Here is a 12,671-nt window from a genome sequence, read left to right as displayed (position 1 = left end):
GAGCGATAAAAAAAGGCCCGCCATCCTTAGGATGCGGGCCTTTTTTCTAACGCAATTGGCGCTTAACGCCCACCGAGTTACTTGTTGAGGTTGTAGTCTTTTTCCGCTGCATCAAAACGCTCGACCATACCCGCCGTCGGTGCGCCCATCTTGCTCACGAAATAGATCGCCAGGCTGGCGAAGATAAAGCCTGGGATAATTTCGTACAGGCCCAGCAGGTTGAAGTGCTTCCACACGATCACGGTGATCGCGCCGACCAGGATACCGGCCAGTGCGCCGTTACGCGTCATGTCTTTCCAGATCACCGAGATCAGCACCACAGGGCCGAACGCAGCGCCGAAGCCGGCCCAGGCGTAGCTCACCAGGCCCAGTACACGGTTGTCCGGGTTGGCGGCCATGGCGATGGCGATCAGGGCGACCAACAGCACCATCGCGCGACCCACCCACACCAACTCAACCTGGGAAGCATTTTTGCGCAGGAAGGTTTTGTAGAAGTCTTCGGTCAGCGCGCTGGAGCACACCAACAGTTGGCAGCTCAGGGTGCTCATCACCGCCGCCAGGATGGCCGACAGCAGCACGCCCGCAATCCATGGGTTGAACAGCAGCTTGGCCAGCTCGATGAACACACGCTCGTGGTTCTCGTTAACCGGGCCGGCCACTTCCGGGTGCGCCGAAAAGTAAGCGATACCGAAGAAGCCCACCGCCACGGTGCCAGCGAGGCACAGGATCATCCAGGTCATGGAGATGCGACGCGCCTTGGCAATCGACTTCACCGAATCCGCCGCCATGAAACGCGCGAGGATGTGCGGCTGGCCGAAGTAACCCAGGCCCCAGCCCATCAGCGAGATGATGCCGATGAAACTGGTGTTTTTGAGCATGTTGAAGTTGTCAGGGTTCTTGGCTTCGATCGCCAGGAACGTGGTGTCGACACCACCGGTGGCCAGCAGCACGATGATCGGCGTGAGGATCAGCGCAAAGATCATCAGCGTAGCTTGTACGGTGTCGGTCCAGCTGACCGCCAGGAAGCCGCCAACAAAGGTGTAGGCAATGGTCGCCGCAGCACCGGCCCACAGCGCCGTCTCGTAGGACATGCCGAAGGTGCTTTCAAACAGACGGGCGCCTGCCACGATGCCGGAAGCGCAGTAGATGGTGAAGAACACCAGGATCACCACCGCAGAAATGATCCGCAGCAGGCCGCTTTTATCTTCGAAACGGCTGGAGAAGTAATCCGGCAGCGTCAGGGCGTCGCCGTTGTGTTCGGTCTGCACCCGCAGGCGACCGGCCACGAACAGCCAGTTGAGGTAGGCACCGACGATCAGGCCGATGGCAATCCAGCTTTCCGACAGGCCGGACATGTAGATCGCGCCCGGCAAGCCCATCAGCAACCAGCCGCTCATGTCCGAGGCACCGGCCGACAAGGCCGTGACCACGCTACCGAGGCTGCGACCGCCGAGGATGTAATCAGAAAGGTTGTTGGTGGAGCGATAGGCCATGAAGCCGATCAGCACCATTGCTGCGATGTAGATCACAAACGTGATCAGGGTTGGATTGCTAACGCTCATAGGAGTGACGCCCTGGCTTTGTTTTTATGTAGCAGCGGTCTGGCAGACGGCCACCCATTGGTAACGGGTAGACGAAACGGCGAGCCGCGCATTTATGACTGACGTTTCCCCAGGAAAGCCGCCAGCCGATGAACCAACCCTTGCGAGTGGTTGCACCTTGGGCGCGAATGCTATTCAACAAAGTAAATAAGGTGCAACCAGTTTCTTGAGAATAAGTTGCACCTCGAAGTGTTTTCGCGGAAATACCGGTTTTTTGCTCCTTTTCGGAGCAAGAACAGCCGATCTCAGAAGCAAATGCACCAAGAGGCAGCGGATTCCGTCGAGGGCCGAAATTTTTCCCGATCACGATCGAAAAATTCCTGAACAATTTGGGTTGCACCCGGTTGCACCTCGGCATGCGCAAAGCTAATCTTGCCGCCAGCAGATGCCACTCGGTAGTGGCACCCATGAGGATAAAAAGATGGCAACGACCACCCTTGGGGTCAAACTCGACGACCCGACCCGCGAACGCCTCAAGGCAGCCGCGACCTCCATTGATCGCACGCCGCACTGGCTGATCAAGCAGGCGATTTTCAATTACCTGGAGAAACTCGAGGGTGGTGCAACCCTGACCGAGCTTAATGGCTCGGGCAGCAAGGACGCTGAAGACGCTGGCGAAGTGCAACCGGACCACGCCCACCAGTGCTTCCTGGAGTTTGCCGAAAGCATCCTGCCGCAATCGGTATTGCGCGCCTCGATCACCGCCGCTTACCGCCGCCCGGAGCCGGAAGTGGTGCCGATGCTGATCGAGCAGGCGCGTCTGCCGCAGCCAATGGCCGAAGCCACCAACAAGCTGGCCGCCTCGATTGCCGAAAAACTGCGCAATCAGAAGAGCGCTGGCGGCCGTGCCGGTATCGTTCAAGGCCTGCTGCAAGAATTCTCCCTGTCGTCCCAGGAAGGCGTAGCGCTGATGTGCCTGGCCGAAGCGCTGCTGCGTATCCCGGACAAGGGCACCCGCGACGCGCTGATCCGCGACAAGATCAGCACCGGCAACTGGCAGCCGCACCTGGGCAACAGCCCGTCGCTGTTCGTTAACGCCGCCACCTGGGGCTTGCTGCTGACCGGCAAACTGGTCGCCACCCATAACGAAGCGGGCCTGACCTCGTCCCTGAGCCGCATCATCGGCAAGAGCGGCGAGCCGATGATCCGCAAGGGCGTCGACATGGCCATGCGCCTGATGGGCGAGCAGTTCGTCACCGGCGAAACCATTGCCGAAGCCCTGGCCAACGCGAGCAAGTTCGAAGCCAAGGGTTTCCGCTATTCCTACGACATGCTCGGTGAAGCCGCGCTGACCGAACACGACGCCCAGAAGTACCTGGCCTCGTACGAACAAGCTATTCACTCCATCGGCAAAGCCTCCCACGGCCGTGGGATTTATGAAGGCCCGGGCATCTCCATCAAGCTCTCGGCACTGCACCCGCGTTACAGCCGTGCGCAGTACGAGCGCGTGATGGACGAGCTGTACCCGCGCCTGCTGTCGCTGACCTTGCTGGCCAAGCACTACGACATCGGCCTGAACATCGACGCCGAAGAAGCCGACCGCCTCGAGCTGTCGCTGGATCTGCTCGAGCGCCTGTGCTTCGAGCCGCAACTGACCGGCTGGAACGGCATCGGTTTCGTCATCCAGGCCTACCAGAAACGTTGCCCGTATGTGATCGACTACGTGATCGACCTGGCACGCCGCAGCCGCCATCGCCTGATGATCCGCCTGGTAAAAGGCGCGTACTGGGACAGCGAAATCAAGCGCGCCCAGGTCGAAGGCCTGGAAGGCTACCCGGTGTACACCCGCAAGGTGTACACCGACGTTTCCTACATCGCCTGCGCACGCAAACTGCTGTCGGTGCCAGAAGCCATCTACCCGCAGTTCGCCACGCACAACGCCCACACGCTGTCGGCCATTTACCATATCGCCGGTCAGAACTATTACCCTGGCCAGTACGAGTTCCAGTGCCTGCACGGCATGGGCGAACCACTGTACGAGCAGGTTGTAGGCAAGGTTTCCGAGGGCAAGCTGAACCGTCCGTGCCGCGTGTACGCACCGGTCGGCACCCACGAAACACTGCTGGCTTATCTGGTACGTCGCCTGCTGGAAAACGGCGCCAACACCTCATTTGTCAACCGCATTGCCGACCACACCATTTCGATTCAGGAGCTGGTGGCCGACCCAGTGGCCAACATCGAGCAGATGGCCACGCTGGAAGGCGGCTTCGGCCTGCCGCACCCGCGTATCCCGCTGCCACGTGACCTGTATGGCAGCGACCGCGCCAACTCGGCCGGTATCGACCTGGCCAACGAACATCGCTTGGCGTCGCTGTCTTGCGCACTGCTGGCCAGTGCGCATAACGATTGGAAAGCCACGCCGATGCTGGGCTGCGCGTCCAGTAATGAAGCCGCTGCACCGGTGCTGAACCCGTCCGACCTGCGTGACGTAGTGGGCCACGTACAGGAAGCCACGGTCCAAGACGTCGACAACGCGATCCAGTGCGCCATCAACGCCGGCCCGATCTGGCAGGCCACCCCGCCTGCCGAACGCGCCGCCATCCTGGAACGCGCTGCCGACTTGATGGAAGGCGAGATTCAGCCGCTGATGGGCCTGTTGGCCCGTGAAGCCGGCAAGACCTTCGCCAACGCCATCGCCGAAGTGCGTGAAGCCGTAGACTTCCTGCGCTACTACGCGGTACAGGCGCGCAACGATTTCACCAACGATGCCCACCGCCCATTGGGCCCAGTGGTATGCATCAGCCCGTGGAACTTCCCGCTGGCAATCTTCAGCGGCCAAGTGGCTGCCGCACTGGCTGCCGGTAACCCGGTACTGGCCAAACCGGCCGAACAAACCCCATTGGTGGCGGCACAAGCCGTGCGTATCTTGCTCGAAGCGGGTATCCCGGAAGGCGTGCTGCAATTGCTGCCAGGCCAGGGCGAAACCGTCGGTGCCCGCCTGGTCGGTGATGATCGCGTCAAAGGCGTGATGTTCACCGGTTCCACCGAGGTGGCGCGCCTGCTGCAACGCAATGTCGCCGGTCGCCTGGATGCCCAGGGCCGCCCGATTCCGCTGATCGCCGAAACCGGTGGCCAGAACGCGATGATCGTCGACTCTTCGGCGCTCACCGAACAAGTGGTGATCGACGTCGTTTCCTCGGCCTTCGACAGCGCCGGCCAGCGTTGCTCGGCCCTGCGCGTACTGTGCCTGCAGGAAGATTCGGCCGATCGTGTGATCGAAATGCTCAAGGGCGCCATGGCTGAATGCCGCCTGGGCAACCCGGAGCGCTTGTCGGTGGATATCGGCCCGGTTATCGACGCCGAAGCCAAGGCTGGCATCGAGAAACACATCCAGGCCATGCGCGACAAAGGCCGCAACGTGTACCAGGTGGCAATCGCCGACGGCGAAGAGATCAAGCGCGGCACCTTCGTGATGCCAACCCTGATCGAGCTGGAAAGCTTCGACGAGCTGCAACGCGAGATCTTCGGCCCAGTACTGCACGTGGTGCGCTACAAGCGCAAAGAGATCGACCAGCTCATCGCGCAGATCAATGCGTCCGGCTACGGTTTGACCCTGGGCGTGCACACTCGCATCGACGAGACCATCGCCAAAGTGATCGACAACGTGCATGCCGGTAACGTTTACGTGAACCGCAACATTGTCGGTGCCGTGGTCGGCGTGCAGCCGTTCGGCGGCGAAGGTTTGTCGGGTACTGGCCCGAAAGCTGGCGGCCCGCTGTACCTGTACCGCCTGCTGTCGACGCGCCCTACGGATGCCATCGAGCAATCCTTCGTACGCGGCGACAAGCTGGCTGCACCGGACGTGCGCCTGCGCGACGCTATGAGCCAACCGCTGACCACCCTGAAAACCTGGGCCGACAGCAACTCGTTCAGCGACCTGAGCGCCCTGTGCAGCCAGTTCGCCGCACAATCGCAAAGCGGTATCACCCGCCAACTGGCCGGCCCGACCGGCGAGCGCAACAGCTACGCCATCCTGCCCCGCGAGCACGTGTTGTGCCTGGCGGAAGTGGAAGGCGACCTGCTGACGCAACTGGCGGCGGTATTGGCTGTCGGCGGTTCGGCGGTATGGCCGGAAACTGACCTGACCAAAGCCTTGTTCCCACGCCTGCCGAGGGAAGTTCAGGCGAAGATCAAGCGTGTGGCTGACTGGACCAAGGACGAGGTGGTGTTCGACGCGGTCGTGCATCACGGCGATTCCGACCAACTGCGTGCGGTGTGCCAGCAAGTGGCGCAGCGCGGTGGCGCGATTGTTGGGGTGCATGGTTTGTCGCAAGGTGAGACGGCGATTGCGCTGGAGCGCCTGGTGATCGAGCGCGCATTGAGCGTTAACACGGCTGCGGCCGGTGGTAATGCGAGCCTGATGACTATCGGTTAACGCATGTGGGAGCTGGCTTGCCTGCGATAGCGGTGGGCCAGTGACTTAGATGTCAGCTGGCACGGCCTCATCGCAGGCAAGCCAGCTCCCACATTGACCGCATCCAACCTTTCGCCCGCGTTCTGCCTCTCCATCACGCAAATCAATCTTGCTATCCAGCCTCTATTCGCGCACTTAGACTCAGGCCATTCCCTTCAAAGGTAAGCCGCCATGTCCGAGACGCTGCTCAGTTCCCGCAATCTGGCTTTCGAGCTGTACGAAGTCCTCGATGCCGAGGGCCTGACCCAGCGCGAGCGGTTTGCCGAGCACAACCGTGAAACCTTCGACGCCGCCATCAGCACGGCGCGCAGCATTGCCGAGAAGTATTTCGCGCCGCACAACCGCAAAAATGACGAAAACGAACCGCGCTATGAAGATGGCCAGGCGATCCTGATCCCGGAAGTCAAACCCGCCGTGGACGCTTTTCTGGAAGCGGGCTTTCTCAACGCTGCGCGCAGTTTCGAAGCCGGTGGCATGCAGTTGCCTACCCTGCTCTCCCAAGCCTGTTTCGCGCACTTTCAGTCGGCTAACGCCGCTTCAACGTCCTACCCATTCCTGACCATGGGCGCCGCCAACCTGATCGAAAGCTTCGGCACCGAGGCGCAAAAACAGCGCTTCCTGCAACCCATGATCGAAGGTCGCTTCTTCGGCACCATGGCGCTTACCGAGCCGCATGCAGGCTCGTCGTTGTCGGATATTCGTACCCGCGCAGAGCCTGCGTCTGACGGTACGTATCGGCTCAAGGGCAACAAGATCTTCATCTCCGGCGGCGACCACCCCCTGTCGGAAAACATCGTGCACATGGTGCTGGCCAAGCTGCCGGATGCGCCGCCTGGGGTGAAGGGCATTTCGTTGTTTATCGTGCCCAAATTCCTGGTCAACGAGGATGGCAGCCTGGGCGCACGCAATGACGTGCTGCTGGCCGGGCTGTTCCACAAGATGGGCTGGCGTGGCACTACGTCCACGGCGCTTAACTTCGGCGATAACGGCAACTGTGTCGGCTATCTGGTGGGCAAACCGCATCAGGGCTTGAGCTGCATGTTTCAGATGATGAACGAGGCGCGCATCGGCGTGGGCATGGGTGCGGTGATGCTGGGTTACGCCGGCTACCTCTATTCCCTGGAATATGCCCGCGAACGCCCGCAAGGTCGCCTGCCTGACAGCAAAGACCCCACCACTGCGCCGGTTTCGATCATCCAGCACGCCGATATCAAGCGCATGCTGCTGACCCAGAAAGCCTATGTGGAAGGCGCCTTCGACCTCGGCCTGTACGCGGCTCGGTTGTTTGACGACACCACCACGCTGGCAACCGAAGCCGAGCGCAAACATGCCCACGAGTTGCTCGACCTGCTCACGCCCATCGTCAAGTCCTGGCCATCGGAGTTCTGCCTCAAGGCCAACGAACTGGCGATCCAGATCCTCGGCGGCCACGGCTACACCCGCGAATACCCGGTGGAGCAGTACTACCGCGACAACCGCCTGAACCCGATCCACGAAGGCACCCACGGCATTCAGTCCCTGGATTTGCTCGGGCGCAAACTTGCGCAAAACGGCGGCGCGGGCTTGAAGCAATTGATCCGCCTGATCGCCGAAACTGGCGCTCGGGCTCAGCAATACCCGTCACTGACGGCGATGCGCGAACCGCTCGAGCAGTTGGTCAACCGCCTGCAAAGCGTGACGATTGGCCTGCTGACGGATCTCGCCCACGGCAAGGTCAACAGCAGCCTGGCGAACTCGGCGCTGTACTTGAAGGTGTTTGGGCACACGGTGATTGGCTGGCGCTGGCTGGAACAAGCGATTCGCGCCGAGGAAGGCTTGGCCAAGGGTAATGCGGCCGATGTGGCCTTTTATAAAGGCAAGCTCCAGGCTGCCCGGTACTTCCTGACCTGGGAAGTACCGAGCTGCCATCATGAACTGGCGATTCTGGAGGCACGCGATGATACGTGCCTGGGCATGCAGGATGCGTGGTTCTAAGGCGTTCCGATCGCCTTGGAAATCACTTCGACCGTGGCGCTGACTTGCTCTTGGTAACGGTCGAGTTCCTGCTGGTGGTGCTTTTGCATGTCGATCTGCTCGGCGCACAGGTTCAACGCGGCCAGTACCAATAATTTGTCACCGATCAGGGTCGGGTACTTTTTCTTGGTGGTGGCCAGGGAAGCCTTGAGCATGGTCACGGCGTGCATCAGGGTTTGATCTTCCCCTTGCGGTGCCTTGATCGAGTAATCCTCTCCGAGAATCGAAACGACCTTTATCCCTTCATTCATGCGCCGACAGGCCCTGCGCTCACACGCTCAACCAGCGCCTGGATACGCGCGGCGGTAGCGCCGTGTTTTTCTTCCTGTTCCATCAGGTTAAGTTGCAGGCTGTCGTTTTCGTCCTTGGCGCGGGCCAGTTCCGCCTTCAGGGATTCATTGCTGCCGAGCAGGTCTTGGTTCTGTTGTACGAGGTCAGTGACAAGCTGTTCAAGCTGGCTGAGGGATGCTTCTAACATTTTGATTTCTCGGGCATTTTCAAAGGGCGGTGACGATAAAGAAAATTCACCTCGGATGCCAGGGTTATCCCCGGCAGGCAGCCCGATTTTTAAGGGCCGGGCCGCACTTTCGAGCCTTAGTGACTGCATTTACCCGATCTGGTTCCTGAATCCGTCCAACCCCTCGTCAGATGCGACAAAAGCGCGCGCCCCCTTAAGACTTTAGTCGCATGGCCGATACGCAATGCACACCTCGTCTCATGGCCGCACGGATCGCGCTTCTCCCCAGGATTCCCGCATGTCTCTTCGTAATATGAATATCGCTCCGAGGGCCTTTCTTGGCTTTGCGTTTATTGGCGCACTGATGTTGTTTCTTGGTGTGTTCGCCCTGAACCAGATGAGCAAGATTCGCGCAGCCACCGAAGACATCACGCTGTCCAGCGTACCGAGCATTCGCGCCCTCGACGAGTTCACCCAGTTGACCCTGCGCCTGCGCGTGTTGTCGTATCGCTTGCTGACCAACCGCGAGCCAGATGTGCAGCAAAAAACCCTGGAAGCCTTTGAGCTGCGCAACCAACAAATCCGCAGCGCCCAGGGCATCTACGAAAAACTCATCGACAGCAGCGAGGAACGCGCCGCCTACGACGAATATGTGCGCTTGCTCGGCCAGTACCATCAGATCGAAGAGCGCATGAAGAGTTTGTCTCGCGCCAACCAGATCGACGACCTGCGCAACTTGCTCAACACCGAATTGCTGAGCAACTCCGAGCAAGTCAACACAGTGCTGACACGCCTGCTGGACATCAACAACAAGATGGCCAACGCCACCAATCAGCAAGCCAAAGACCAATACGACATGGCGTTTGACTTGGTAGTGGGCCTGCTGATCATTGCCACGGCGCTGACCTTGCTGTTCGCCTGGCTGCTGACCCGCAGCATCACCTTGCCAATCGCCCAGGCTCTGGAAGCTGCCGAAGAAGTCGCCGAAGGCAACCTCACCCGCCCGATCAAGGTAGAAGGCAACGACGAAGCCGGCCGCCTGCTGGCCGCCATGGCCAAGATGCAGGACAAGCTGCGCGACACACTGCAACGCATCGCCGGCTCCGCTACCCAGCTCGCCTCGGCCGCCGAAGAGCTGAACGCCGTCACCGACGAAAGCGCGCGTGGCCTGACCCAGCAAAACAACGAAATCGAACAAGCTGCCACCGCCGTCAACGAGATGACCAGCGCCGTCGAAGAGGTGGCACGCAATGCGGTGAGCACTTCCGAAGCCTCGCGCGCCGCCACCACCTCTGCTGGCGACGGCCGTGACCTGGTGCAGGAAACCGTCAGCGCCATTGAGCGCATGAGCGGCGACGTGCAAGCCACGGCCACCTTGATTGGCGACCTGGCCAACGAGTCCCGCGATATCGGCAAAGTGCTCGATGTGATTCGCGGCCTGGCCGACCAGACCAACCTGCTGGCGCTGAACGCCGCGATTGAAGCGGCACGCGCCGGTGAAGCCGGTCGCGGGTTTGCCGTGGTGGCCGATGAAGTGCGCGCGCTGGCCCATCGCACCCAGCAGTCGACCAGCGAAATCGAGCGGATGATCGGCAGCATTCAGACCGGCACCGAGCACGCAGTGGACTCTATGCGCAACAGCACCGAGCGCGCGGAGTCGACGTTGAACATCGCCAAGGGCGCGGGGATGTCGCTGGACACTATCAACACCGCGATTGTGGAAATCAACGAACGCAACCTGGTAATCGCCAGCGCGGCCGAAGAGCAGGCGCAAGTGGCGCGGGAAGTGGACCGTAACCTGGTGAACATTCGTGATTTGTCGGTGCAGTCGGCGACGGGCGCCAGCCAGACCAGTGCCGCGAGCAGTGAACTGTCGCGCTTGGCGGTGGACCTGAATGGGATGGTGGGACGCTTCAGGCTGTAACTGACACCAGCAATCCCTTGTGGGAGCTGGCTTGCCTGCGATAGCCATCTAACAGTCAATAACCCCAGTGACTGATACACCGCTATCGCAGCATGGGTATCTACACAACTTTTGAAGGCAGCCAATTTCTTCTGTGGCGAGCAGGCTTGTCGAATCGTCGCACCGCCTGCGTTGGGCTGCGAAGCAGCCCCAAACCCAGACGCTGAGTTCTTTCAGGAAAATTGCAGTGCCTTTACTGGGGCCGCTTCGCAGCCCAACGCAGGACTAGCCTGCTCGCCACAACAGCCCACCTGCCACAGACTTCGTGTTAACCGGCTGTGTCGATACTTATGGCTATCGCAGGCAAGCCAGCTCCCACATTTGATCAGCGGCGCCCACAAAAGCTTTTTGACAGCACAGCAATTCAACAGGTTAGAATCGCTGGCACGCAGACTGCATGGTCAGTTTGCGCCCTGTCTTCCCAGTTCTGGAGTACTGCCTTTGAATGCGACGACCATCAACAGCCTGTTCTTGATCGGCGCGTTGCTGGTGGGTGCGAGCATTCTGGTGAGTTCTCTTTCCTCGCGCTTAGGCATCCCGATTCTGGTGATCATCCTGGCCGTGGGCATGGTCGCCGGCGTCGATGGCGGCGGCATCATCTTCGATAACTACCCAACCGCGTACCTGGTGGGCAACCTCGCGTTGGCCGTGATCTTGCTCGACGGCGGTTTGCGCACACGGGTGGCGAGTTTTCGCGTGGCACTCTGGCCGGCGTTGTCGCTGGCCACGGTGGGGGTATTGATTACCACCGGCCTCACCGGCATGGCGGCAGCCTGGCTGTTTGACCTCAATATCATCCAAGGTTTGTTGATCGGCGCGATTGTCGGCTCCACGGACGCGGCAGCTGTGTTCTCGCTGCTCGGCGGCAAGGGCCTGAACGAGCGGGTCACCGCCAGCCTGGAAATCGAATCCGGCAGCAACGACCCGATGGCGGTATTCCTCACCGTCACCCTGATCGACATGCTCGCCAGCGGCCAGACTGGCCTACACTGGAGCCTGTTGACTCACCTGATCCGCGAATTCGGCATCGGCGGCATCGTCGGCCTGGGCGGCGGCTGGCTGATGCTGCAAATGGTCAACCGCATCAACCTGGCCACCGGCCTGTACCCGATCCTGGTGATCGCCGGCGGCCTGGTGGTGTTCGCCCTGACCAACGCCCTGCACGGCAGCGGCTTCCTCGCCGTGTACCTGTGCGGCCTGGTGATCGGTAACCGCCCGGTGCGCAGCCGTCATGGCATTTTGCATATGCTCGACGGCATGGCGTGGCTGGCACAGATCGGCATGTTCCTGGTGCTGGGCCTGCTGGTCACTCCCCATGACTTGCTGCCCATCGCCTTGCCGGCGCTAGGCCTGGCCCTGTGGATGATCCTGTTTGCGCGGCCGCTGTCGGTGATGGTCGGCCTGCTGCCGTTCAAGGCCTTCCACGGTCGCGAAAAAGCCTTTATCGCCTGGGTCGGCCTGCGCGGCGCGGTGCCGATCATCCTGGCGGTGTTCCCGTTGATGGCCGGCCTGCCGCACGCGCAGCTGTACTTCAACCTGGCGTTCTTTATCGTGCTGGTGTCGCTGCTGGTGCAGGGCACCAGCCTGCCGTGGGTGGCCAAGCTGCTGAAGGTCACCGTGCCGCCGGACCCGGCGCCCATCTCCCGCGCGGCCCTGGAAGTACATGTCACCAGCGAGTGGGAGCTGTTCGTCTACCGCCTGGGCGCGGAGAAATGGTGCATCGGCGCCGCCCTGCGCGAGCTGAAAATGCCCGAAGGCACACGCATCGCCGCGCTGTTCCGTGGCCAGCAACTGCTCCATCCGTCGGGTAGTACGGTGCTGGAAGTCGACGATTTACTCTGCGTGATCGGCCACGAACACAACTTGCCGGCCCTCGGCAAACTGTTCAGCCAGGCGCCGCAACGCGGCCTCGACCTGCGTTTCTTCGGCGACTTCGTGCTCGAAGGCGACGCCCAGCTGGGCGCGGTCTCGGCCCTGTACGGGCTCAAGCTCGACGGCATCGACCCGGATATGCCGCTCAGCAGCTTCATCACCCAGAAGGTCGGCGGCGCGCCCATCGTCGGCGACCAGGTGGAGTGGAACAACACAATCTGGACCGCCGCGGTCATGGACGGGAACAAGATCGGAAAAGTCGGCGTCAAATTCCCCGAAGGAAGTCGTCCAGGCCCTGGACTCTTCCTCTAAACTGCGAGGCTACGGCGCCACGCCATCAGCCTCTTTAGC

The 12,671-nt window shown here is 61.0% G+C and carries 8 protein-coding genes and 1 pseudogene; 5 read left to right on the top strand and 4 right to left on the bottom strand.

The genetic code is table 11. The features are described 5' to 3' along the window. Positions 1 to 77: 77 nt before the first annotated feature. Positions 78 to 1,562, bottom strand: a complete 1,485-nt coding sequence (putP, locus tag P5706_RS02080) for a sodium/proline symporter PutP (protein ID WP_285678448.1) — start codon at positions 1,560 to 1,562, stop codon at positions 78 to 80. After that, complete coding sequence (locus P5706_RS02075) at positions 1,552 to 1,941, bottom strand: hypothetical protein (RefSeq protein WP_200431770.1); 390 nt, start codon at positions 1,939 to 1,941, stop codon at positions 1,552 to 1,554. Before P5706_RS02075 ends, putP begins: the two co-directional genes overlap by 11 nt. Before the next feature lie 81 nt (positions 1,942 to 2,022). On the opposite strand from P5706_RS02075, the gene putA reads away from it, so the two are divergent. Both putA and P5706_RS02065 read left to right on the top strand, forming a co-directional pair. Next, entirely contained in the window at positions 2,023 to 5,976 is a 3,954-nt protein-coding gene (gene putA, locus P5706_RS02070; RefSeq protein ID WP_285678447.1) for a trifunctional transcriptional regulator/proline dehydrogenase/L-glutamate gamma-semialdehyde dehydrogenase, read from the top strand. Between the two features lie 210 nt (positions 5,977 to 6,186). Further along, a complete protein-coding gene (locus P5706_RS02065) occupies positions 6,187 to 7,989 on the top strand; it encodes an acyl-CoA dehydrogenase (RefSeq protein ID WP_285678446.1) in 1,803 nt (600 codons plus the stop codon). Here the strand turns inward: P5706_RS02065 and P5706_RS02060 are convergent. Together P5706_RS02060 and P5706_RS02055 are read right to left on the bottom strand one after the other, a co-directional pair. Beyond that, positions 7,986 to 8,279, bottom strand: a complete 294-nt coding sequence (locus P5706_RS02060) for a cell division protein ZapA (RefSeq protein ID WP_017138531.1) — start codon at positions 8,277 to 8,279, stop codon at positions 7,986 to 7,988. The genes P5706_RS02065 and P5706_RS02060 overlap by 4 nt on opposite strands. Next, positions 8,276 to 8,506, bottom strand: a complete 231-nt coding sequence (locus tag P5706_RS02055; protein WP_138817172.1) for a hypothetical protein — start codon at positions 8,504 to 8,506, stop codon at positions 8,276 to 8,278. Before P5706_RS02055 ends, P5706_RS02060 begins: the two co-directional genes overlap by 4 nt. Positions 8,507 to 8,729: 223 nt before the next feature. On the opposite strand from P5706_RS02055, the pseudogene P5706_RS37110 reads away from it, so the two are divergent. The 3 genes and pseudogenes from P5706_RS37110 to P5706_RS02045 all read left to right on the top strand — a co-directional run. Next, positions 8,730 to 9,506 (top strand): annotated as a pseudogene (locus tag P5706_RS37110) (MCP four helix bundle domain-containing protein); the annotation flags it as partial. A gap of 30 nt (positions 9,507 to 9,536) precedes the next feature. After that, positions 9,537 to 10,409: a methyl-accepting chemotaxis protein gene (locus P5706_RS37105; protein ID WP_438869101.1), complete on the top strand. Its 873-nt coding sequence runs from the start codon at positions 9,537 to 9,539 to the stop codon at positions 10,407 to 10,409. A 480-nt stretch (positions 10,410 to 10,889) separates the two neighbouring features. After that, the gene (locus tag P5706_RS02045) at positions 10,890 to 12,632 is read left to right on the top strand and encodes a potassium/proton antiporter (protein ID WP_285678444.1); all 1,743 of its coding nucleotides are present in this window, start codon (positions 10,890 to 10,892) and stop codon (positions 12,630 to 12,632) included. Positions 12,633 to 12,671 lie beyond the last annotated feature (39 nt).

It is taken from the genome of Pseudomonas sp. ChxA (assembly GCF_030263855.1).
Classification (GTDB): Bacteria; Pseudomonadota; Gammaproteobacteria; order Pseudomonadales; family Pseudomonadaceae; genus Aquipseudomonas; species Aquipseudomonas fluorescens_CB.
Note: the sequence above shows the minus strand (reverse complement) of the source record. Positions and strands in the feature narration are given on the sequence as shown.

Excerpts from the sequence above, each read along its gene's own strand:
- P5706_RS02065 (WP_285678446.1), top strand. The coding sequence starts at position 6,187 with ATGTCCGAGACGCTGCTCAGTTCCCGCAATCTGGCTTTCGAGCTGTAC.
- P5706_RS02060 (WP_017138531.1), bottom strand. The coding sequence starts at position 8,279 with ATGAATGAAGGGATAAAGGTCGTTTCGATTCTCGGAGAGGATTACTCG.
- P5706_RS02055 (WP_138817172.1), bottom strand. The coding sequence starts at position 8,506 with ATGTTAGAAGCATCCCTCAGCCAGCTTGAACAGCTTGTCACTGACCTC.
- putA (WP_285678447.1), top strand. The coding sequence starts at position 2,023 with ATGGCAACGACCACCCTTGGGGTCAAACTCGACGACCCGACCCGCGAA.
- P5706_RS37105 (WP_438869101.1), top strand. The coding sequence starts at position 9,537 with ATGGCCAAGATGCAGGACAAGCTGCGCGACACACTGCAACGCATCGCC.
- putP (WP_285678448.1), bottom strand. The coding sequence starts at position 1,562 with ATGAGCGTTAGCAATCCAACCCTGATCACGTTTGTGATCTACATCGCA.